Origin of the sequence: Paenarthrobacter sp. NPDC089714, from assembly GCF_044748905.1 — a bacterium.
In the GTDB taxonomy this organism is placed as follows: Bacteria; Actinomycetota; Actinomycetes; order Actinomycetales; family Micrococcaceae; genus Arthrobacter.
Genome location: NZ_JBIVGX010000009.1, coordinates 166,838 through 186,392, shown reverse-complemented (window position 1 = coordinate 186,392; position 19,555 = coordinate 166,838). Strand labels below are relative to the sequence as shown.

Genomic DNA, 19,555 nt, shown 5'->3' with positions numbered 1-19,555 from the left:
TGAACAACCTCAGCAACCAAACGATTCGAGAACTTCACCACGGCAATCGACACCCTTCAATAATCAGGTGTTGCGATCACCGCATGATTCGAAGCGTCCAAAACGGCATCTACTGCGACCCGGTTGGGTGATTCAGTGGTTCCTCAGCATGGAAATGAGTTCGGATTTCTTCTTGTCCGAGTATCCTTTCAGGCCGAGTTCTTTTGCACGGGACTTGAGTTTGTCCACGGTCCAATCGTCGTAGTCGCCGGACTTTCCGCCCTTGCGCCCAACTTCGCCCCGGCTTTGTTTGGCAGCCGCATTCGAGATACGGGCGGCCTTCTCCTTGGAGGCTCCATCATCGCGGAGTTCCTCGTAAAGTTCGGGGTCCTTGAGGCTGGGATTCTTTTTTTCCGGCATGGTGGAGATCCTTTCTTTGGTACGTCGGCCGCGGCCGCTCCCAGCGTCAGTCCCCCCGGTTTTGCAGGGCCTTGCGATGGATCCAGAAGGGGAGTCCCACAACAATCACCAACACCACAAGGATGAGGACTGCGCCGGTGAGCAAGCCGGAATTCCTGCCCATGGCCATGTCGAAAACCAGCGCGGCCGAGCCGACAATCAGGATGGACACGCCAGCCAGAGCGAGCTTGGTGATGGTGTCTGCGCTGGAGACGAGTGTTGCCTTGAGGCCGCGCCGGAAGAGCCGTCGATGGATGCTGACGGGAAGGACAATGGTGATGGTGGTCAGTGAGGCGACCATGACGTTGAAGAGATACAGGCCGGTCTGCCAGTCGTCCAGGGTGGAGAACCTCGACTGGAAGGGGAGCGTCAGCAGGAAGCCGCCCAGGATCTGGACTCCGGTTTGGAGGACCCGCAGTTCCTGGATCAGCTCCAGCCAGTTGCGGTCCATCTTCTCTTCGGTGGATTCATTGCGGCCGGTCCGTGCGACCGGCTCGGTATCGGCCACTTCAAGCACCTCCGCTTGGGGTAGTGCGCCGGAGGGCCGTCCCCAAGCTGCAGCATTGCTGCGGGGACAGCCCTCACGGTCTTTTTGATATCTGGGTGTGCCGGCCTGACGGCGCGGCTGGTGTCGCGCTGCGGGCTCTATACTGTGTGGCCGCGGCGACCTGACATGAAGCTGAGAAGCCAGCCGATGGCTGCGACTACCAGGAGGATGACGCCCACCCACAGCAGCCAGTTAAGGGCCGACGAGAAGCCGCCCACAAGAAGAAGGACAATCGCCACTACACCAGCAATGATCAGAAGCGTGTTCATGGTCAGCACATTCCTTTCTGGGAGGAATCCGGCGGTAAGTCGACGGGTTCCTGACATGCATTCCGTTTACTTCAATTGAGTTATGCCGGTACCCGGAAGCGTTCCACCGTTTCCATGGTGCCTGTGCCGTTGCGTGCAACCGGCCCATCCTGTGAGGTCGGTTCGCCGGTTGTGAACAGCGACACTCCTCATTGTACTACTAAGCACCCTTATGAAAGAGTTATTGAAGTAGTCACTTGGTTGATTGGGTGGACGTCCAGGCGGCGTCCCAGGAGAGGAAAACATGAAAGCGTCACAGCAACTCGCAGACAACCTTCAGATCGTCCTGACAGACCTGATCGAGCTCCAACTCCAGGGAAAGCAGGCCCACTGGAACATCGTTGGCCCGAACTTCAGGGACCTCCACCTCCAGTTGGATGAATTGGTGCTGGCCACCCGCCAGTACGCAGACGATACCGCCGAGCGCATGCGCGCCCTCCACGCCCTCCCGGACGGACGCAGCAGCACCATTGCCAAGGGCACGCGCCTTGAAGAATTCCCCGGCGGCCTGGTGAACACCAAGAACGCCGTCAAACTGGTGACGGACCGTGTGGAACGCACCGTCCAGACCATGCGGGATGTCCACGATGAGGTTGATGAGGAAGACCCCACGACGGCGGACCTCCTGCATGAGTTCATCGCCCGCCTTGAGCAGTTGGCGTGGATGATCAACGCGGAGACCATGGGTTCCGGTACGGCCGTGACCGACCCCGACGAAGCCTGACCGGCCCGGGACGACGACGGCAGGGCGGCCGGAATGGCCAGGCTTCGGCGAAGCGACTTGTCCAAGCCCGGCATCGTCCGGCGCCGCTCGGGCAAGGGTTTCAGTTACCGGCACCCCGACGGAACACTGCTCAACGAGGAGGATCGCCAGCGCATCAAAGCGCTGGCGATCCCGCCTGCGTGGACCGATGTGTGGATCAGTCCGTACGAGAATGCCCACATCCAGGCCACCGGTGTTGATGCGGCCGGTCGAAGCCAGTACATGTACCACCCGCGCTGGCGTCAGCGTAAAGACACTGAGAAGTTCCAGCGCGCAGCGGAACTCGGCTCGGTTTTTCCCTCGATCCGCAGGGCGGTCACCCTGCATCTGAAGGACGCTTCCTCGCAGAAGCAGCAGACCCTGGCGGCGGCTGTCCGTCTCATGGACCTTGGCGCCCTACGCGTTGGTTCGGAAAGCTACATGCGCCAGAACGGCTCGTATGGGCTGACCACCCTGAGGTGCAGGCACGCCCGCATCAAAGACGACGCCGTGGCCCTGAAATTTCCCGGCAAGAGCGGGCAGTGGTGGGATACGTCCATCAATGACCCCGTCCTGGCGGCCTTTTTGGAACCTTTGGCGCGCAGGCCCGGCAAGGAACGGCTGCTTTCGTACAAGGACGACGGCGTCTGGGTCCCCTTGGATGGGCACATGGTCAACGAGTACCTCCGAAGCATCGCGGGGGAGGCGTACACGTCCAAGGATTTCCGCACCTGGAAGGGCACGGCAGCGGCAGCCCTGTGCCTCCTGAAGAATGACGGAACCATGACCCGTCCCCAAGCCTTGGTGAAAGCCATGAAGGAGGCTGCGGAGATGCTGGGCAACACCCCTGCCGTGGCCCGCACGTCCTACGTGGACCCGCGGATCGTGGAGGCCTACCTCGACGGCGGGCTTGAGAAGATCAAGCCCACGGAGCCCTCGATCGCCGAATTCCTGATGGGGAAGCAGGGCTGAGCTTCACCGCAACCGCAAAGAGCCTGGCGATACCCCCATGCGGGGTGTCACCAGGCTCTTTCCGTGGAGCTGGTCAGGCAACGATCAGGCGTCGTGGTCCGTTTCGAGGATCTTCACGAGGCTCTCCAGGGCGGCGTCCGCACCTTCACCCTCGGCCCGCAGCACCACGACGTCGCCGTGTGAAGCACCGAGGCTCATGAGGGAAAGGATGCTGGCAGCGTCCATGGCGTCGTCGGCCGGCTCGCCTTGGCGGGCGATGGTGACCTCAAGGTCCAGGTCTCCAGCGGCCTCCGCGAAGATGGCTGCAGGGCGGGCGTGGAGGCCGACACGGCTGGCGATGGTGGCTGTACGTTCAGGCATTGGTGCTCCTTTGTGAGGTTGTGGAGAGTCTAGACGGTTGCGGGTACGGGTTCGGCCTCAACGGCCTCCGGCTTGCGGACGGTCCAACGCTTGAGGGCGATGACCAGGAGGGCGGTGATGACCACGCCAACAGCGATCGACAGGAAGAACAACAGGAAGTTGTCGATGGCGAAGAAGACGAACAGGCCACCGTGCGGTGCCTTGGAGGTGACAGCGAAGGCCATGGACAGTGCGCCGGTCACTGCGCCGCCCACCATGCTGGCGGGGATGACGCGGAGCGGATCGGCAGCGGCGAACGGGATGGCGCCTTCGGAGATGAAGGATGCCCCCAGGAGCCAGGCGGCCTTGCCGTTCTCACGCTCGGCGAGGGAGAACAGCTTCTTGTCCAGCACGGTTGCCAGGGCCATGGCCAGCGGCGGAACCATGCCCGCTGCCATGACGGCGGCCATGATCTGCCACGGTGCCTGGTTGGTCACTGAAGCGGTACCGAGGCCGGCAACTGCGAAGGAGTAGGCAACCTTGTTGACCGGGCCACCCAGGTCGAAGCACATCATGAGGCCGAGGATGATGCCCAGGATGATGGCACCTGCGCCGGTGAGGCCGGACAGGCCGGTGTTGAGGGCGTTGGTCAGGGCGACGATCGGTGCACCGAGGATCAGGAACATCAGGCCTGAGGCCACCAGGGAGGCCAGGAGTGGAATGATCACCACCGGCATCAGGCCGCGGAGCCAGCGGGCCACGTTGAGCTTGCCCAACTGGTAGGCGATGTAGCCGGCCAGGAGACCACCGACGATGCCGCCCAGGAAGCCTGCGCCCATGAACCCGGAGACAGCACCGGCCACGAAGCCCGGCGCGATGCCCGGCCGGTCGGCAATGGCGTAGGCGATGTAACCAGCCAAAGCCGGAACCAGGAAGCCCAGGGACAGGGCGCCGATCTTGAAGAGCACTGCGCCAAGGTAGGCGCCCAAGGGACCCCAGGCGTTGTCCGGGAACTCGGTGGGCAGGTTGAAGATGCTGTTCTCAACCACGATCTTGTCCGCGAAGCCCGTGATCAGGTAGCCGCCCAGGAGGAAGCCCAACGCAATCAGCAGGCCGCCACCGGCCACAAACGGAATCATGTAGGACACACCCGTGAGGAGGGCGCGCTTCAGCTTCTGGCCGATGTGCTCGCTCTTCTCCTCGGCCTCACGTTCAGCCTGCTCTTCTGCCCCAAAATGGGCCACGCGGTGTGCGTGGGGATCGTCGGCGGCAGCGAGGGCTTCCTGGACCATCTTGGCGGGCTCGTCGATGCCGCGTTTGACCGGAGCATTGATGACCGGCTTGCCGGCGAAGCGCTCCTTGCCGCGAACGTCCACGTCGACGGCGAAAATCACCGCATCTGCCGCAGCGATCACCGCCGGGTCCAGCGGCTTGGCGCCCGAGGAACCCTGGGTTTCAACCTGCAGGTCCACGCCCATCTCGGCAGCAGCGGCAACCAGCGAGTCGGCCGCCATGTAGGTGTGCGCAATGCCGGTGGGGCAGGCCGTAACGGCCACGAGGCGCTTGGGTGCGGCGGCCGCCGTCGGGCTTCCCGCGGGGGCTGCAGAAGCGGCCGGTGCGGCCGCAGCAGCAGGTTCCGCGGCGTGCGCTGCGGGCTTGTCCGCAAGGGCGCCGTCCACCAAGTCCACGATCTCCTGCTCCGACGAAGCCGCACGGAGCGCCGCGGTGAAGTCCTTTTTGATGAGTGAGCGGGCCAGCTTGGAGAGCAGCTTCAGGTGTTCCTGGTCCGCGCCGTCCGGGGCTGCGATGAAGAAGATGAGGTCCGCCGGACCGTCCTTCGCGCCGAAGTCCACTTTGTGGGACAGGCGGGCCATGGCCAAGGCGGGTTCCGTGACGGCGGCCGAACGGCAGTGCGGGATGGCAATGCCGCCGGGAACGCCGGTAGCGGTCTTCTGTTCGCGGGCGAAGGCGTCAGTGAAGAGCCCTTCAACCTCGGAAGCACGGCCAGCGTCGGCTACTTTGCCGGCCAGGACACGGATGACGTCGGCGGGGGCATCGCCCAGGTTCTGGTCGAGGGTGACCAATTGGGGTGTGATCAGCTGGGTCACTGTTAGTCCTTCTGGAGGGCCGTGATGGTTACGGCGTCTGGGGTTGTCTGGTGGACTGCCGGGACAGTGGAGCCCGGCAGCGATGCAGCAGCGGCACCATGCGCCACGGCTTGACGGAGGCAGTCCGGGGCGGAACCACCTTTGCTTGCGGCCAGCAGGTAGCCGGCCAAGGACGAATCGCCGGCACCGACAGTGCTGACGGCTTGGATCGGCGGATGCGTGGCAAGCCACGCTCCGTCTGCCGTCACCAGGACTGCGCCCTTGGATCCGAGTGTTGCGAGTACAGCACCCACACCGCTTTCGACGACGGCGGCAGCAGCTTGGGCGGCTTTGGCCGGGTCTGCCTCCAGTTCCTCAGCGGTGGAGACTTGGGTGAAACCGGCTGCGGCGGCAAGCTCCGCAAGCTCTTCGGCGTTGGGTTTCAGGAGATCCGGCTTTCCGGCGGGGTCCCCTTCCAGGGCCGCCGCCAGCGGAGCGCCGGAGGAGTCGATGGCGATCTCCGGTGCGGCGAGTCCATCGGAGCGGGAACGGAGCCGGCGGGCGATGGTGGCGTAGAAGTCGGCGGGAACCCCTGGTGGGAGCGAGCCGGCAAGGACTACCCAGCTGGCGCCACGGGAGCGCTCCAGCAGCAGCCCGATCAGGGCCTCTTGCTGTTCGGCGCTCAACTCCGGGCCGGGCTCATTGATCTTGGTGGTGACGCCATCCGGTTCGGTGAGCGTCACGTTGCTGCGCAGCGCCTGGCCGATCGGCAGCGCCGCAAACGGCACACCGCCGTCGTGCAGTCCTGCAAGGACCGGATCTGAATCGGCGCCCGGGAGGACCGCGAGGGTTTCAAGGCCGGAGGCCACGAGTGCCCGGGAAACGTTGACGCCCTTTCCACCGGATTCCTGGTGGACGTGGGTGGCACGCTGCACTTCGCCGCGGGCCAGCGGTCCGGGCAGCTCCACCGTGCGGTCGAGGCTGGGGTTGGCGGTCAGGGTGACGATCATGCGACCACCACGTCTACGCCGGCGTCGGCCAGGGCTGCCGCGAGTTCCGCGGAGGGCTCCCTGTCTGTGATCAAAGTATCCACATCCTTCAGAGTGGCGAACTGGACCAGGGTTTCGGCGTCCAGCTTGGAGGAATCGGCCAGGGCCACCACGCGGCGGGCCGACTTGACGAACGCGGCCTTGACCGCGGCTTCCTCGGGATCGGGGGTACTGAGCCCGAAGGTGGCGTGGATGCCGTTGGCCCCGACGAACGCGATGTCCGGACGGAGCTTGACGGCGGCGTCCACGGTGGACTGTCCCACTGCCGCCTGCGTCAGTCCGCGGACGCGGCCACCAAGGATCTGGAGGGCGACGCCGGGAGTGGCGGACAGCTTGCTGGCGATGGGAATGGCGTGCGTAATCACCACGAGCTCGTCCGTTGACCCGTTGGATGCCGGCGTGCGCTGTGCCAGCAGGTCCGCGAGGGTTTCGGTGGTGGAGCCGGCATCAAGCAGGATGCTGCCGGTGGTGGGCCCGGGAATCATGGCGAGGGCGGCGGCGGCGATGCGGAGTTTCTCTGCCTGGCGCTGAATGGCGCGCTCCAGGATGCTTTCTTCGCGGGTGCTGAGCCGGTCCGAGGGAACCGCGCCGCCGTGGACGCGGCGCAGGTTGCCGGAAACTTCGAGCGCTGCGAGGTCCCGGCGGATGGTTTCGGTGGTGATGCTGAATCGGTCCGCCAGCTCGGTGACACTGACGCGTCCGCGCTCTGTGACGAGTGCGGAGATCAGCTGCTGGCGCTCTTCGGCGAACACTTACCCTCCATTGCGTCATGCGTGAGTCGTTGTCTTCATTGCCTTCCACTCACGGTGACTGCTGTCACACGTAATGTGGAATTGCTTGACTCTATCTGTGTTTGTGTTGGTAAGTCAATAGAAAACAACATAAACACAGATTGCTTGGTGAGGGCGGTGAAACCGGGTTGTGACACGGGGCCACAGCGAAGGAGCAGCACGCTGCCCGGGCATAGCAGAGGGCATGACGCACTCCCTGTAGTGCGTCATGCCCTCGTTCGGATCCTGACTGGGGGATTTGCCAGGATCCGGTCTTAGGGGACCTGCCGTCGATGCGGCGCTGGTCCGGGGGCGTAAACCTATGGTTCGCGCGGTGTGGGTCCGTCCGGTGGGGTGGGCCCGTCCGGCGGTGTGGTTCCCGGTACGGGTTCCCGCTCGGGTGTGGGCTCGGGAACCGGCGGTGGTCCGGGCTCCGGTAGCGGCACCGGCTCCGGCGTGGGCGCAGGTTCGCGTGCTGTTCGTCCCTCTGGCCCGGACTGCCCCGCCGGGCTGGACTGCCCCGCCGGGCTGGACTGGCCCTCCGGCCCGGGAGCCCAAGCGGAGGTTGGCTCTGTCACGACTTCCCGTTCCGTCCGTGGCTCCGCTGCTGGGGGCGGAGGGTGCGCGGCGTGGAGGAGGGATACTTGCTGGAATCCCAGCCGGAGCCCAGGTAGTCGATGGGGAGGTTGTCCGGATCCGGCGGATCGGGCAACTTGTGCTTGCGCCCGGCCTGGGGTCCCGCGTTGGTGGCCAGCGACTCTTTCCTGCGCTTCTCTGCGTGCATGCGTTCTCTTCCTCTATGTCCGGACCAGGCCGGATTGAATCGAAATGGTGCGGGTTAGTCCGGAATCTCCATCCGGAAGCCGCACGTGCATCCAAGGACGCGGGTGTTGATGTAGACCTCGTAGAGCCGCAACGGTGCCCCGGGCTTGAGCGCCAAGGGTGCCTGGATGCGGCGAAGCTCGCAGCTGCGCGTTTTCATGGGGTTGCCGCAATGCAGGAACTGGCCGCCGAATTGGAGGATGCCCTGGGTGCCGCTTGGCCGGTTCAGGATGGCGGCCACCCGCTGCACGCTTGCCAGGTGTTCGTAGGTGTACCTGCACTCCGCGCACTGATAGCTGACGTCCACCCTGTTGGGCGCGGGCGGATAGTGCGACTGGATGGAATCCACCAACAGATGCTGGTCGGTGTTGCAGCGTGGGCACCACAGCGGCTCGTCGGGTGGTTGGTGTGCTTCGTCGGGAACCCTCGAAGCAGGCTGGGCCGGCATGGCATTCACCTCTGTGTGAATATGGGGGCGCCCGTCTGCATGAGCTGTGAAGCGGGGTCCGTCGACGCAGACCGTAGCTAGATTGTGCACATAGGTGCACCGCAGATGCAAGGATTTTTGGGGGATCCGCTCGGGGCGGAAGAGGTGTAGATAATAGTGGCATGGACCAAATTCATCCGGACACGGCCATGCCCGTGGAGGCGCCTGCTGCCGACGACGTCCCCGTGGCCGAGCAGCTCCAGGACCTGGTGATCGACAGTGAGGATGTGGGCGGATTCCTTGGCGAACTCGCCGTGTTCTCCGCCGATTCGGTGTCCGCCACCGTAGGGCTGGGCGTGCTCTGCGGCATCACCTTGAGCCGCCGTCGCAAGGCCTTGACGGTTGCCGGCAACAGCCACGAGGCGCGGTTGATCGACGAGGTCCAGCGGACGTTCGGCGATGGGCCCTGCCTGGAAGCCATGCGCACCCACACCACGGTGCTGGTGGAGGACACTGCCACTGAGGAGAGATGGTCCGACTATTGCAGCGTGATCGCCGGTCGCGGGCATTTGTCCGTGCTGTGCGTGCCCCTGGAATTGGACGAAGGAGCCACCGCCGCGCTCAACTTTTTTGCTCCGCAGGCCCACATTTTCGATCCTGCAACCGTCCGCAATTGCGAGCTGTATGCGAGCCAGGCAGAGCGTTCGCTGCGCTTGGCCGTGCGGATCGGAACCAAGCAGCAGCATGCCGAAGACCTGCAGGATGCCATGGCCTCGCGCACTGCAATCGACCTTGCCTGCGGAATCATCATGGGCCAGAACCGCTGCAGCCAGGCTGAAGCCTTCGGGGTGCTGAAAAAGGCCTCCAACGGCCGTAACCAAAAGCTCCGGGACGTTGCTGAAGCCATGATCAAGGCTGTTGCCGGGACCGCCTCGGTATCCCATTTCGACCTCTAGGCGCATGCTGTTAAGCCACTCGTGTCTTGTGACGTGCGGCACTGTTGAACTACATTCATTACTGGGTTAAGCCAATAGCCCCTGGATCCTTACGACCTCGGAGCGCGGCTGACAAGCCCTCTCCAGGGACGCGGGCTCCGACAGGAGCATCAGCTTCTCCCGACCGCTGTTCAGTGTGTCCCGCAAGGGACGGTTGTCGGAAACCACCGCTTTGGTGGTGCTTGCAATAAAGGAGAATGGCAATGACGCTTGGTTCCCCGATTCCTGCCCCGAAACGCTTGCCTGGGGCAACTCCCGCCACTGAAGACACCGGCTCACGCCCGTGGTGCACAGTGTGCGATACCGATTCGTACATTTTTGTTGAAACAGTGGTTGAGGCCACGCCGAACCAGTCAGAGATTGTCGAAGTCAGCTACACCTGCAGTGAATGCGATACCTTCTACGCCCACGCCGTCCCGTTGGCCGAACTGGTCCCGGAGATCCAGTCGGAATTCCTCTCTACGTCCGCGGCCGGCCTGTGGTTCAGCTGCACCCATTGCGGCGAGCCCATGACACTTGGCCGCCCCACTGAACGGTTCATCGAAGCACCCCGGACCACTGACTATCCGGACACTCCCAGCCTTCTGGAGGTCTACCTGCAAACACAGGTGCTCCACTGCCGGTGCGGCTTCCAAATGGAGGTTCCGCGCCACGTGGGATGACGGGCGTCTCTGAAAACATGACCCGTGGGGAGGGGTGGCTATGCGAACGTTTGGCGTAGAGGAAGAGCTCCTCATTGCCGATCCGATTGATGGGATGCCGCTGGCCCTTGCCTCCGGAGTCCTGGATATCGCCGCGCACCACGCGCAGGATGATGGGCCATCGCTGAAGTCCGAGTTCAAGCAGGAACAGGTGGAGGTGAACTCCCGGCCCTGCACCACCGCCGAGGGCCTTCGCCAGGAAATCCAGCTGGGGCGGGCGCTCGCGGACAAGGCCGCCAGGACCGTGGGCGCACGGGTTGCAGCCCTGGCCACGCCACCTGTCTTCCATGCGACGCCAACCCTGGGCAACCAGCGCTACGCCACCATGGGCCATGAGTTCGGCCTGATTGCCCGGGAACAGATCACGTGTGGTTTCCACGTGCATGTTTCCATCGGGTCGCCCGAAGAGGGCGTTGCAGTCCTGGACCGCATGCGCCACTGGCTTCCGGTGTTGCTGGCCTTGAGCGCCAATTCGCCGTACTGGATGGGCACGGACACGGGTTTCGCCAGTTATCGAACCCAGATCTGGAACCGCTGGCCCACCGCCGGGCCCATGGACGTGTTCGGCTCGGCGGATGGATACCGGAGTGTCCTGCGGGAGCTGCTCAAGACCGGCGTTCCCCTGGACGAGGGCATGATCTACTTCGACGCGCGCCTTTCCCGCGGCCAGCCCACAGTGGAACTGCGGATCGCCGACGTCTGCCTTTACGCCGGGGACGCCCTGACCATCGCGGTCCTGGCGAGGGCCTTGGTGGAGACGTCGGCGAGGCAGTGGCGGGAGGGCGCGCCGCCGTCGGACGTTTTGACCAGCGTGCTGCGCATGTCCAACTGGCGCGCCAGCCGGTACGGCGTCAATGAGCAGCTGATCCACCCCGGGGAGTTGGAGCCCTGCCCGGCTGGGGATGCCGTGGGTGCGCTGCTGCGCCACGTGGGCCCGGCGCTCACGGAGACGGGAGACCTGGCCGTGGCCCGTGCCGGGGTGGCGGCGATTCTCCGGCGAGGCACGGGTGAACGACTCCAGCGGCACGCCTACAGCCGCCGTTTGCGGCTGGCCGACGTGGTCTCCGCGGCCATCGCTTCGACCCACCAGGACGGGGAACGGACCGACGCCGGCCTCATGCTCCGGTAAGTACCGCTCAAGCACGACGACGGCTGGTTGGCTTGGGTGCCCCAAGTGACCAGACCGCCGTCGTACTTCATGTGGGGGCGTCAGCCCTGGTTGATGCGGATCATGTTGCCCGAGGGGTCGCGGAAAGCGCAGTCGCGCGGGCCCCATGGCTGGTCGATCGGTTCCTGGAGGACCTCGGCGCCGGATGCGCGGAGCTTCTCGAACGTGCCGTCCAGATCGTCCGTGCTGAAGACGAGCATGGGCATGACGCCTTTGGTGAGGAGTTCCTGGATGGCGTCCCCGTCGGCCTGGGAACGCCCGGCGTGCGGCGGGGAGAGCACCAGTTCGAGGTCCGGCTGGGCGTCGCTGCCGAGGGTGACCCAGCGCTGGCCGTCCGAGCCGACATCGTTCCTGACGTCCAAGCCCAGTGCGTCCCGGTAGAAGGGGAGCGATTCGTCGACATCGTTGACAGTGACGTGTGCGTATTTCAGTGAGATGTTCATGACTCACACGCTATTGCAGTCGCGAAACGGGCGCTTCTTCGATCCTGCTCAGCTTGTGGGTGCTGTGGTGGCTTTGCGTCGTTCGGGGCGGGTGTGCTGCTTGGCGATGCAGTTGGGCATGGCTTTCACGGCCTCATGTTCGCGGGTGCGGTACTCGCTGGGCGTGATGCCAACAATCTCCGTGAACCGTGAGCTGAAGGAACCCAGAGAGGTACATCCGACTTCCATGCAGGCATCGGTGACACTGGTGCCGGCCCGCAGCAAGGCCATGGCCCGCTCGATCCTGCGCGTCATGAGGTAGTTGTAAGGTGATTCGCCATAGGCTGCCTTGAACTGGCGGGAAAAATGGGCGGGGGACATGAGGGCCCCGGCTGCCATGGTGGGCACATCCAGCGGGCGCGCATACTCCCGGTCGATGAAGTCGCGTGCGCGCCGCAGATGGGCCAGATTGGCCAGTTCCTGCGGTGTCATGCGGTCAGTCTACTAGGCTCAGGCTCATGGATTCAGTGGTTTGGTCGAAGCCCGAAAGTGAGCGCGCGGGCACTCCTTTGTTGGTGATGCTGCACGGCTACGGGACCAGCGAGGAACGCATGGTTTCCCTCTTTCCGCACCTGCCGCAGGAGTTCACGTGCGTGGCCCTGCGCGGGCCGAAGGTGATCGGCGACCACTATGGCTGGTTCCTGCTGGACTACTTCCTGACCAATGATTTTGCCGACGTCATCGCTTCCACCAACAAGGTCTTCGAATGGATCGGCTCGGTGCGGCAGAACCACAGCAGCGTCAGCCTGCTGGGCTATTCGCAGGGCATGGCCATGGCCAGCACCCTCCTGCGCCTCAAGCCGGAACAGTTCGCAGCCACCGTTGGCCTCTCCGGGTTTGTCCTGGACAACGACCTCCTGGCATTGTCCGAGTCCTTCGACACTCCGCCGCCGTTCTTCTGGGGGAGGGACAAGGCGGATCCAGTGATCAACGAGGATGCCATCGCCCACACCAAGGAATGGCTCAACGCAAACATGGCCCTTACCGCGCGCACCTATCCCGGGATGGGGCACCGGATCGAGCCACCGGAACTGGTGGACGTGAGTGCCTTCCTTCGTTTCTACGTCCTCGGCCCCGCGCCAACCCCGCCCAACTAGGTCGCAGTTGTGCGCGTTATGGCAGCTCAAAACGCGCACAAATGCGACTCAGTTGGGGGAGGGGTGGGGATTAGACGGCATGCCGGCACTGCGGCGCAACACCGGCGGTGAGGTCCACGTCACATTTCCGAATCCAGCCCCACTCTGTTGAATGACAAAATTGTAAGCGCTTACACTTTTGGCTGCGGCGCTCCCCAAGCGCCGCCACCACAGGGTGAACTCGAGCATGGAAAGGGTTGAGGCCGTGTTGCATGGTTAGGACGCACCGGGCGACGATCCAGGACGTTGCCCTCCTCTCCGGATTGTCCATTTGCACCGTCTCCAGGGCGCTCCGGAACCTCCCCAACGTTTCAGAAAAGGCCCAGCGGCAAGTGTCGGACGCCGCCAGCAAACTGGGTTACAAGGCCTCGGCCGCGGCAGCCCGCCTGGCAGGCGGCCGCACCGGCTCGGTGGCGATCATCGCCCCCACCGCCACCACCTGGTTCTTCGCCCAAGCCGTGGAAGCGGCCGAGGAAGTGTTCGGCGACAGCGGCTACGACACCGTGCTGATCAGCCTGCGCAACAAGAAAAGCGTGAAGCAGCAGGTCTTCGGCAACCTGGAGCAATTGGCCCAGAGGGTGGACGGGCTGCTGCTGCTCAATGTTGACCTGGACCCCGGCGAAGTGGAAGCATTGGACGCTTCCGGTTTGGCGGTAGCCAGCGTGAGCATGCGGAATGTTCCGTGGGACAATGTTGGCATCGATGACGAACATGCGGCGTGGCGGGCCACCTCCCACCTGCTGGAGTTGGGGCATTGGGACTTGGCTGTCCTTGCGGGCAATGAGCCCGTTGTGAAGGACATTCCCCGCTTCCAAGGCTTCAGCCGTGCACTTGATGAACACCACCTCACCGTCCACCCGGACCAGGTGGTGGGCTGCGAGCCCAGCATCGACGACGGCCGCCGGGCAATGACCGAACTCATGGCCCGCGGTGGAAAGCCCACTGCGGTGTTCGCCCATTGTGACGAGGCGGCGTTCGGTGCGCTCATGGCCTTGCGCGAACACGGCCTGGCCGCGCCAAAGAACATGTCCGTGATCGGCATCGATGACCATCCCATGAGCTGGTTCCTTGGTTTGAGTACCGTGGCCCAGCCCGTAGCGGACCAGGGTGCCTTCGCGGCGAACCTGCTCTGCGAACGACTCGTGAATACCGAAACCCCCAACCCACCCGCCAACCACCTGCTCGATACCAAGCTCATCGAACGCAAGACCACGCGTCACAAGCGCTGAACGGAACAATGCACATGACTGACCTTCGTACTGCCTGGACGGGCGCTTCGGCGCTCCTTTTCGACCTCGACGGCGTGCTGACGCCCACTGCCGTGGTGCACGAGCAAGCGTGGCAGGAACTGTTCGACGGCTACCTCGCGGAACAGAACCACCCCGAGGGCTACCAGGAGAGCGACTACTTCGACCACATCGATGGCAAGCCGCGCTTCGATGGCGTGCGGGACTTCCTGACCTCCCGCGGCATCACCCTGCCCGAGGGGCCGACGGATGATGCCCCCACCAACCAGACGGTGCAGGGCCTGGGGAACCGGAAGAACGCCATCTTCAACGAGATCGTGGACACCCGCGGCGTGGAGCCGTACCCGGGCTCGGTGAAGTTCATCAACGCGGCCCTGGAGCAAGGCCTCCACGTTGCCGTTGTTTCCTCGTCCCGCAACGCTCCCGCGGTCCTGAAGGCCGCCGGACTGGACCACCACTTCGAGGTGGTGGTGGACGGGCAGGTGGCTGCCGCCGTCGGGCTTCCCGGAAAGCCGGACCCCGCAACGTTCACCTATGCGGCCTCGCTGCTGGGCGTCCCCACGGAGGAATGCATTGTGGTTGAGGACGCCGTGTCCGGTGTCCAGGCCGGAAGCGCGGGAAATTTCCAGGCCGTGATCGGCGTGGACCGCGGCGCCGGCCGCCAAACCCTTCTTGACGCCGGTGCGACGCTGGTAGTCGAAGACCTCAACGACCTTCTCTGACCCGACTTTCTCAAAGGACTTCATCAGCCCATGGCACTCATCAGCTCTGACCGGCTGCGCTTCCCCTGCGAGCCTTGGAAACTTGTGGAAAACATCCACGTCCCTGGCGACGAGGGAACCCTGGAAACCCTCTTCGCGCTGGGCAATGGCCACCTTGGCATCCGTGGCTCGCACTCGACTCCTGGCGACGGCGAACTCCCGGGCACCTTCATTAATGGTTTCCATGAGATCTGGGACATCAAGCACGCCGAAAATGCCTACGGATTCGCCCGTACCGGCCAGCGGATCGTGTATGTCCCGGACGCCAACAATTTCTCCATCTGGATCGACGGCGAGGCCCTGAGCCTGGCCGAGTCGACGGTCCTGGACTACCACCGGAGCATCGACTTTGCCACCGGCGTGTACGAGGAAACCACCACGTGGGCCTGCCGTTCCGGTGCCACGGTCACCACGGTGGAGCGCCGCGCGGTGGGCTTCGATTCCCGCGGCTGCCTTGGCCTGGAGCTGTCCGTGAGCGCGGACCGTGACGTGTCAGCGGACATCAGCTCCGCCGTCGTCAACCGCCAGGACCAGCCTGTGGAGGACCACTCGGTCCACGACCCCCGGCGTTCCGGCCGCCATGCCGGGCGGGTGCTCCTGCCGTTGCACCTGCAAGGCGCGGATGGTTCGCTTCGCCTGGCCTGGGAAACTTCGGAATCACGCCAGCGCGTGGCCATGGCAGTGGACCACTGGATTTCCTACGAGGGGCAGCCGTTCGAGACTGCCGTGGCGGAAGACGAGTCGTCCGTCCGCTACGTGCTGGCCATCAACGCCGGTGAGCCGTTCCGGCTGGAAAAAGCAGTCAGCTACATGGTGGCCGGATCCGCGGGTGACGCAGAGGACCGCGGCGAGAGCCTGGTTGCCGAAGCCGAAGCCAACCTGGTTCCGTTCAACGAGATCCTGGCCCAGAGCCTTGCCCACTACAACACGTACTGGACCACGGCAGACGTTTCGATCGGCGGGCAGCCCGAACTGCAGCAGGCGGTTCGCTGGGCCATGTTCCAGCTGGCACAGGCCACGGCCCGCGCCGGTGTTGCGGGTATTCCGGCCAAGGGTGTGAGCGGATCCGGCTACGAGGGCCACTACTTCTGGGACCAGGAGGTCTACCTCCTGCCGTACCTGACGTACACCAACCCGGATGGTGCCCGGAAGGTCCTGGAGTCCCGCCACGCCATGCTGCCGGACGCTCGGGTGCGGGCCAAGGAACTGAGCGTGGACGGTGCCCTGTTCCCGTGGCGGACCATCAACGGACTGGAAGCCAGTGCCTACTACGCTGCCGGAACCGCGCAGTTCCACATCGCCGCGGCCATCGCCTTCGCAGCAACCCGGTACCGTTGGGCAAGTGCCGATGCGGGATTCGAGTCCGAGGTGGGCGCGGACCTGCTGATCGAGACGGCGCGGATGTGGGCCTCCCTGGGCTTCTTTGGCAAGGACGGCATGTTCCACATCCACGGCGTCACCGGCCCGGATGAGTACACGGCCGTGGTCAACGACAACCTGTACACCAACGTCATGGCGCGCTTTAACCTGCGGGCTGCAGCGGCGCTGGAGAACGAGGGCATCGCCGATACAGAGCGCATGGTGTGGCGCCAGGCGGCCGAACGCATGTCCCTGCCCTACGATCCCCACCTTGAGGTCTTCAGCCAGGACAACGACTTCATGACCCTGGAGCCGTGGGACTGGAACACTCCCCAGTCCAAGTACCCGTTGCTGCTGAACTTCCACCCGCTGGTGATCTACCGGCACCAGGTCCTCAAGCAGGCCGATACCGTGCTGGCGATGTTCCTCCAGTGGCAGGACTTCTCCGCGGAGGAGAAGCAGCGCGCCTTCGACTTCTACGATCCCATTACCACCGGCGACTCAACCCTGTCCGCCTGCGTGCAGGGCATCATGGCGGCCGAGATCGGCTACGGCGAACTCGCGCTGAAGCACTTCACCGAGGCGTTGTTCATCGACCTGGACAACTCGCACGGCAACACGATCGACGGCGTCCACATCGCCTCCACCGGCGGGATCTGGAGTTCCCTGGTGTGCGGCTTCGCGGGCATGCGGGACCAAGGCGACGTGCTGCGCTTCGATCCGCGGCTGCCCTCCGAATGGGAAGACCTGGCGTTCCGGCTGAAGGTCCAGGGGCGGTTGCTGTCCGTGGAGCTCTCCCAGGGATCCATGGCGCTTGGTCTGGTCGAAGCGGCCGGATACAGCAATGAGCCGCTCCGTGTACAGGTCCGGGACCACGGCGTCACAGTCGGTCCGAGCACGGTAACGGTGCCGCTTGAGGCGGTACCGGTGCCTCCGGCGTCGGTCTTCCCGAGTTCGTTCCCGACGGCGGGACTTCCGATCGTTGGTGCGTGACCGCTAGCTGGCGCTGGCTGTGTGGTCCTCCACCAGGCCGCTCGCTGGTGAGGTGGGCGGTTTCACCGGAGCCAGGGGGCGGCCGCCTGCGGGGTGGGCCGCCTTGGCGGCTTCCCTGCGGTTGTTCAGCTCCGACGTGATGAGGTCCAGGAGGGCCTGGGCCGGTTCGGACAAGTGGTGCGCGTCCGGGGACCCAAGTTGGTCGCAATGAACCAGGACGTGGCGGATACGTTCCAGCTCCCGCGTAGGCACCAGCGGCCAGCGCCGGAACAACTGCCGGACGGCGATGGCGCCAAGGAGGGCGTCCGGTTTGTTGGGCAGGTCGTGCGGCCTCGATGCTCCTCGTTGAGCGATCGGGGCAGCGAACGGCGCTACGCCATGGGTATAGGTGGTTTTGACTGAATTGGGGGCCATGCGGACCTCCCCGGAGTAGAGCGAAGGAAGCCGGCTGCGTGACTGTAAAAGCAGCTTACAGAATGTGAGTTATGTCATGTCAATCATTACGTGCCGAATTCGTCAAGCGAGTTTAGAATAAGCAGCTTGCTGATCAATTCCAGTGGTCAGTCCTCGAAATGTGCCGGTGCCGTGTGCGGCTGCCCGGCCATCCGATTAACGATCTCCTGGGCGATGTCCCGCAGCTTGCGGTTCCGGTCACTGGACGCCCGGCGGAGGATGTCGAAGGCTTCGTCGTGCGAGCACCGGTTTTGCGCCATGATCATCCCGCACGCGAGGTCGATCACGGTCCGGCTCTCCATGGCGGCCTTGAGGTCATCGCCGCGCTGGTCCGCAGCCGCGATCCGTACCGCCAGCCGCAGTGCCTTACTGGACATGGTGACGAACCGGACAGCGTCATCCACGGTCTTCTTGGTGAACAGCCCGGGCTCTGCGGCGAAGAAGTTCAGGACGGCCGCCGATTCGTCGCCCAGGTCCATGGGAACACCCAGTGCGCTGCTGATGCCCGCGGCCAGCAAAGCCTCCGAATAGTCCGGCCAGCGCGGATCAGTCGCGGCGTCCTCCAGGATCTTGGGGACGCCACTGTCCAACGCGTCAACGCAAGGGCCCTCCCCAAGGCTTTGTTCGATCCGGTCCAGGACAACGGCCCGCTCACTGCTGCCGCCGATGGTTGCCGTGCGTTTCCGGCGCCGCAACGTCACGGCGCACTCGATGTGAACGCCGGTGGCCTGGCTCATCATGTCGGCGGAGAAGCCCGTGAGTCCGCCCAGGAACTCCTTGATGTCTTCGGTGCCGGCGATAAGGTCCACCAACCGTTCGAAGTCCTCGGCCTTATCTTCAGCAGTCATGGCTTCCAATGTAGAAGCATGGCGCGGCGCTAACAAGCACGCCGGTCAACCGCGCCCACCGCGCACCCGCACCGGCGCCGCCGTCGTTCGCGTCCGGACGATTACCGCGGCTCCCAGCACCGCAACCGCCGCCACGGCCGCGGCGATGGCTGTGGGCGTCGACTGGGGTGCGTCGGCACTGCGGCCCACCGTGATCCAGGCGAGCCCCCAGGCGATGGCGGCTGCCAACGCAAGCCGGCCATGGCCTTTGACCGCCAGGGCAATGCCGACGACGGCGACTACCGCCAGGACCGCTACGGACCACACATCCGGACGCAGCCCGAATCCTGAGAAACCCGCTGCCTTCAACGCCGCGGCAATGTTGGCGCACACGGCCACGCTGGTCCATCCGAGGTAGAGGCCCAGCGTGCCATCGACCACCACGGCCTCCACCCAGGACGAGGCCCGGCTCCGGCTGTAGCGGAGGAAGGCCATCACCAGCACTGCGAGCAGGGCAACAATGACCACGACGCTCACCGGGAGCCAGCCGGCCTGCACCGACAGGATCCACGCCGCGTTCAGGAGCATGGACCCCGCCACCACCCAGCCGAGGGAGCGCTGCCGCGGGTTGCTTCGCTGCGATGGCAGCCATTGCCACACCGTGAAGGCCACCAATCCCGTGTACACCACAGACCAGATGGAGAACGCCGGCGTTGCCGGGGCCAGGAGGGTGGAGTCTGCGCTGAGCGCTCCACCTGCGGCCTGTGCGATGGGCGTGCCGCCGAACACGCCTACCCCGATCATGGAGCCGACGATGCAGACCACCAGGCTCACGGTCACCAAAATTTGGCGTACAAAATCCGAGTTTTTCGTTTTCACGTGCAGAGCCTCTTTCCTTGAGGGACCTCTCCGGACTTACTATCAGATGCTAG

General features: G+C 64.5%; 23 protein-coding genes. 9 read left to right on the top strand and 14 right to left on the bottom strand.

What is annotated here, in order from left to right:
* Nucleotides 1–132 precede the first annotated feature (132 nt).
* The 3 genes from ACIPY3_RS16300 to ACIPY3_RS16290 all read right to left on the bottom strand — a co-directional run bounded on the left by ACIPY3_RS16300 (nucleotide 133) and on the right by ACIPY3_RS16290 (nucleotide 1,254).
* Nucleotides 133–399, bottom strand: coding sequence for a Rho termination factor N-terminal domain-containing protein (locus ACIPY3_RS16300; RefSeq protein WP_400335730.1), 267 nt, complete (start codon nucleotides 397–399; stop codon nucleotides 133–135).
* 46 nt (nucleotides 400–445) lie between these two features.
* On the bottom strand, nucleotides 446–946 hold the full coding sequence (locus ACIPY3_RS16295; protein WP_400335729.1) for a DUF6328 family protein: 501 nt from the start codon (nucleotides 944–946) through the stop codon (nucleotides 446–448).
* A 137-nt stretch (nucleotides 947–1,083) separates the two neighbouring features.
* Nucleotides 1,084–1,254: a hypothetical protein gene (locus ACIPY3_RS16290; protein WP_400335727.1), complete on the bottom strand. Its 171-nt coding sequence runs from the start codon at nucleotides 1,252–1,254 to the stop codon at nucleotides 1,084–1,086.
* A 283-nt stretch (nucleotides 1,255–1,537) separates the two neighbouring features.
* Here ACIPY3_RS16290 and ACIPY3_RS16285 point away from each other — a divergent pair, with 283 nt between their 5' ends.
* Together ACIPY3_RS16285 and ACIPY3_RS16280 are read left to right on the top strand one after the other, a co-directional pair.
* Entirely contained in the window at nucleotides 1,538–2,017 is a 480-nt protein-coding gene (locus tag ACIPY3_RS16285; protein ID WP_400335725.1) for a Dps family protein, read from the top strand.
* 33 nt (nucleotides 2,018–2,050) lie between these two features.
* Nucleotides 2,051–3,007, top strand: coding sequence for a DNA topoisomerase IB (locus tag ACIPY3_RS16280; RefSeq protein ID WP_400335723.1), 957 nt, complete (start codon nucleotides 2,051–2,053; stop codon nucleotides 3,005–3,007).
* An 84-nt stretch (nucleotides 3,008–3,091) separates the two neighbouring features.
* Here ACIPY3_RS16280 and ACIPY3_RS16275 read toward each other — a convergent pair whose 3' ends face one another.
* The 6 genes from ACIPY3_RS16275 to ACIPY3_RS16250 form a co-directional block, all read right to left on the bottom strand.
* Nucleotides 3,092–3,367, bottom strand: coding sequence for an HPr family phosphocarrier protein (locus tag ACIPY3_RS16275; protein WP_400335721.1), 276 nt, complete (start codon nucleotides 3,365–3,367; stop codon nucleotides 3,092–3,094).
* A gap of 29 nt (nucleotides 3,368–3,396) precedes the next feature.
* A complete protein-coding gene (locus ACIPY3_RS16270) occupies nucleotides 3,397–5,454 on the bottom strand; it encodes a fructose-specific PTS transporter subunit EIIC (RefSeq protein WP_400335719.1) in 2,058 nt (685 codons plus the stop codon).
* 2 nt (nucleotides 5,455–5,456) lie between these two features.
* On the bottom strand, nucleotides 5,457–6,443 hold the full coding sequence (locus ACIPY3_RS16265; RefSeq protein ID WP_400335717.1) for a 1-phosphofructokinase family hexose kinase: 987 nt from the start codon (nucleotides 6,441–6,443) through the stop codon (nucleotides 5,457–5,459).
* The gene (locus ACIPY3_RS16260; protein WP_400335714.1) at nucleotides 6,440–7,234 is read right to left on the bottom strand and encodes a DeoR/GlpR family DNA-binding transcription regulator; all 795 of its coding nucleotides are present in this window, start codon (nucleotides 7,232–7,234) and stop codon (nucleotides 6,440–6,442) included. The genes ACIPY3_RS16265 and ACIPY3_RS16260 overlap by 4 nt, the downstream gene beginning before the upstream one ends.
* Nucleotides 7,235–7,826: 592 nt before the next feature.
* On the bottom strand, nucleotides 7,827–8,036 hold the full coding sequence (locus ACIPY3_RS16255) for a hypothetical protein (protein WP_397324862.1): 210 nt from the start codon (nucleotides 8,034–8,036) through the stop codon (nucleotides 7,827–7,829).
* 54 nt (nucleotides 8,037–8,090) lie between these two features.
* Entirely contained in the window at nucleotides 8,091–8,522 is a 432-nt protein-coding gene (locus ACIPY3_RS16250) for a hypothetical protein (RefSeq protein WP_400335711.1), read from the bottom strand.
* Nucleotides 8,523–8,683: 161 nt separating this feature from the next.
* Here ACIPY3_RS16250 and ACIPY3_RS16245 point away from each other — a divergent pair, with 161 nt between their 5' ends.
* From ACIPY3_RS16245 to ACIPY3_RS16235, 3 genes are all read left to right on the top strand, one after another.
* Nucleotides 8,684–9,457 (top strand): ANTAR domain-containing protein, encoded by a 774-nt coding sequence (locus ACIPY3_RS16245; protein WP_400335709.1) that lies wholly within the window; start codon nucleotides 8,684–8,686, stop codon nucleotides 9,455–9,457.
* A gap of 242 nt (nucleotides 9,458–9,699) precedes the next feature.
* Nucleotides 9,700–10,158 carry a hypothetical protein gene (locus tag ACIPY3_RS16240; RefSeq protein ID WP_400335707.1) on the top strand — a complete coding sequence of 153 codons (459 nt, stop codon included), beginning with the start codon at nucleotides 9,700–9,702 and terminating at the stop codon, nucleotides 10,156–10,158.
* 40 nt (nucleotides 10,159–10,198) lie between these two features.
* Nucleotides 10,199–11,326, top strand: coding sequence for a glutamate--cysteine ligase (locus tag ACIPY3_RS16235; protein ID WP_400335705.1), 1,128 nt, complete (start codon nucleotides 10,199–10,201; stop codon nucleotides 11,324–11,326).
* 80 nt (nucleotides 11,327–11,406) lie between these two features.
* Here ACIPY3_RS16235 and ACIPY3_RS16230 read toward each other — a convergent pair whose 3' ends face one another.
* Nucleotides 11,407–11,808 carry a VOC family protein gene (locus ACIPY3_RS16230; protein WP_400335703.1) on the bottom strand — a complete coding sequence of 134 codons (402 nt, stop codon included), beginning with the start codon at nucleotides 11,806–11,808 and terminating at the stop codon, nucleotides 11,407–11,409.
* A 48-nt stretch (nucleotides 11,809–11,856) separates the two neighbouring features.
* The gene (locus tag ACIPY3_RS16225; protein WP_400270013.1) at nucleotides 11,857–12,279 is read right to left on the bottom strand and encodes a helix-turn-helix transcriptional regulator; all 423 of its coding nucleotides are present in this window, start codon (nucleotides 12,277–12,279) and stop codon (nucleotides 11,857–11,859) included.
* Nucleotides 12,280–12,305: 26 nt separating this feature from the next.
* Here ACIPY3_RS16225 and ACIPY3_RS16220 point away from each other — a divergent pair, with 26 nt between their 5' ends.
* From ACIPY3_RS16220 to ACIPY3_RS16205, 4 genes are all read left to right on the top strand, one after another.
* Nucleotides 12,306–12,944, top strand: coding sequence for an alpha/beta hydrolase (locus ACIPY3_RS16220; protein ID WP_400335701.1), 639 nt, complete (start codon nucleotides 12,306–12,308; stop codon nucleotides 12,942–12,944).
* A gap of 251 nt (nucleotides 12,945–13,195) precedes the next feature.
* A complete protein-coding gene (locus ACIPY3_RS16215; protein WP_400335699.1) occupies nucleotides 13,196–14,212 on the top strand; it encodes a LacI family DNA-binding transcriptional regulator in 1,017 nt (338 codons plus the stop codon).
* Between the two features lie 8 nt (nucleotides 14,213–14,220).
* On the top strand, nucleotides 14,221–14,952 hold the full coding sequence (locus tag ACIPY3_RS16210) for an HAD family hydrolase (RefSeq protein WP_400335697.1): 732 nt from the start codon (nucleotides 14,221–14,223) through the stop codon (nucleotides 14,950–14,952).
* 30 nt (nucleotides 14,953–14,982) lie between these two features.
* Nucleotides 14,983–17,343 (top strand): glycoside hydrolase family 65 protein, encoded by a 2,361-nt coding sequence (locus ACIPY3_RS16205; RefSeq protein WP_400335695.1) that lies wholly within the window; start codon nucleotides 14,983–14,985, stop codon nucleotides 17,341–17,343.
* A 3-nt stretch (nucleotides 17,344–17,346) separates the two neighbouring features.
* Here the strand turns inward: ACIPY3_RS16205 and ACIPY3_RS16200 are convergent, their stop codons facing one another.
* The 3 genes from ACIPY3_RS16200 to ACIPY3_RS16190 all read right to left on the bottom strand — a co-directional run bounded on the left by ACIPY3_RS16200 (nucleotide 17,347) and on the right by ACIPY3_RS16190 (nucleotide 19,502).
* Nucleotides 17,347–17,757, bottom strand: coding sequence for a hypothetical protein (locus tag ACIPY3_RS16200; RefSeq protein ID WP_400335693.1), 411 nt, complete (start codon nucleotides 17,755–17,757; stop codon nucleotides 17,347–17,349).
* A gap of 146 nt (nucleotides 17,758–17,903) precedes the next feature.
* On the bottom strand, nucleotides 17,904–18,644 hold the full coding sequence (locus ACIPY3_RS16195) for an ANTAR domain-containing protein (protein ID WP_400335691.1): 741 nt from the start codon (nucleotides 18,642–18,644) through the stop codon (nucleotides 17,904–17,906).
* 45 nt (nucleotides 18,645–18,689) lie between these two features.
* Nucleotides 18,690–19,502 carry a tryptophan-rich sensory protein gene (locus tag ACIPY3_RS16190; RefSeq protein ID WP_400335689.1) on the bottom strand — a complete coding sequence of 271 codons (813 nt, stop codon included), beginning with the start codon at nucleotides 19,500–19,502 and terminating at the stop codon, nucleotides 18,690–18,692.
* Nucleotides 19,503–19,555: the final 53 nt, after the last annotated feature.

Coding starts and splice junctions, on each gene's coding strand:
- ACIPY3_RS16300 (WP_400335730.1), bottom strand. CDS start 399: ATGCCGGAAAAAAAGAATCCCAGCCTCAAGGACCCCGAACTTTACGAG.
- ACIPY3_RS16290 (WP_400335727.1), bottom strand. CDS start 1,254: ATGAACACGCTTCTGATCATTGCTGGTGTAGTGGCGATTGTCCTTCTT.
- ACIPY3_RS16285 (WP_400335725.1), top strand. CDS start 1,538: ATGAAAGCGTCACAGCAACTCGCAGACAACCTTCAGATCGTCCTGACA.
- ACIPY3_RS16280 (WP_400335723.1), top strand. CDS start 2,051: ATGGCCAGGCTTCGGCGAAGCGACTTGTCCAAGCCCGGCATCGTCCGG.
- ACIPY3_RS16275 (WP_400335721.1), bottom strand. CDS start 3,367: ATGCCTGAACGTACAGCCACCATCGCCAGCCGTGTCGGCCTCCACGCC.
- ACIPY3_RS16265 (WP_400335717.1), bottom strand. CDS start 6,443: ATGATCGTCACCCTGACCGCCAACCCCAGCCTCGACCGCACGGTGGAG.
- ACIPY3_RS16255 (WP_397324862.1), bottom strand. CDS start 8,036: ATGCACGCAGAGAAGCGCAGGAAAGAGTCGCTGGCCACCAACGCGGGA.
- ACIPY3_RS16250 (WP_400335711.1), bottom strand. CDS start 8,522: ATGCCGGCCCAGCCTGCTTCGAGGGTTCCCGACGAAGCACACCAACCA.
- ACIPY3_RS16245 (WP_400335709.1), top strand. CDS start 8,684: ATGGACCAAATTCATCCGGACACGGCCATGCCCGTGGAGGCGCCTGCT.
- ACIPY3_RS16240 (WP_400335707.1), top strand. CDS start 9,700: ATGACGCTTGGTTCCCCGATTCCTGCCCCGAAACGCTTGCCTGGGGCA.
- ACIPY3_RS16235 (WP_400335705.1), top strand. CDS start 10,199: ATGCGAACGTTTGGCGTAGAGGAAGAGCTCCTCATTGCCGATCCGATT.
- ACIPY3_RS16230 (WP_400335703.1), bottom strand. CDS start 11,808: ATGAACATCTCACTGAAATACGCACACGTCACTGTCAACGATGTCGAC.
- ACIPY3_RS16225 (WP_400270013.1), bottom strand. CDS start 12,279: ATGACACCGCAGGAACTGGCCAATCTGGCCCATCTGCGGCGCGCACGC.
- ACIPY3_RS16220 (WP_400335701.1), top strand. CDS start 12,306: ATGGATTCAGTGGTTTGGTCGAAGCCCGAAAGTGAGCGCGCGGGCACT.
- ACIPY3_RS16215 (WP_400335699.1), top strand. CDS start 13,196: ATGGTTAGGACGCACCGGGCGACGATCCAGGACGTTGCCCTCCTCTCC.
- ACIPY3_RS16210 (WP_400335697.1), top strand. CDS start 14,221: ATGCACATGACTGACCTTCGTACTGCCTGGACGGGCGCTTCGGCGCTC.
- ACIPY3_RS16205 (WP_400335695.1), top strand. CDS start 14,983: ATGGCACTCATCAGCTCTGACCGGCTGCGCTTCCCCTGCGAGCCTTGG.
- ACIPY3_RS16200 (WP_400335693.1), bottom strand. CDS start 17,757: ATGGCCCCCAATTCAGTCAAAACCACCTATACCCATGGCGTAGCGCCG.
- ACIPY3_RS16195 (WP_400335691.1), bottom strand. CDS start 18,644: ATGACTGCTGAAGATAAGGCCGAGGACTTCGAACGGTTGGTGGACCTT.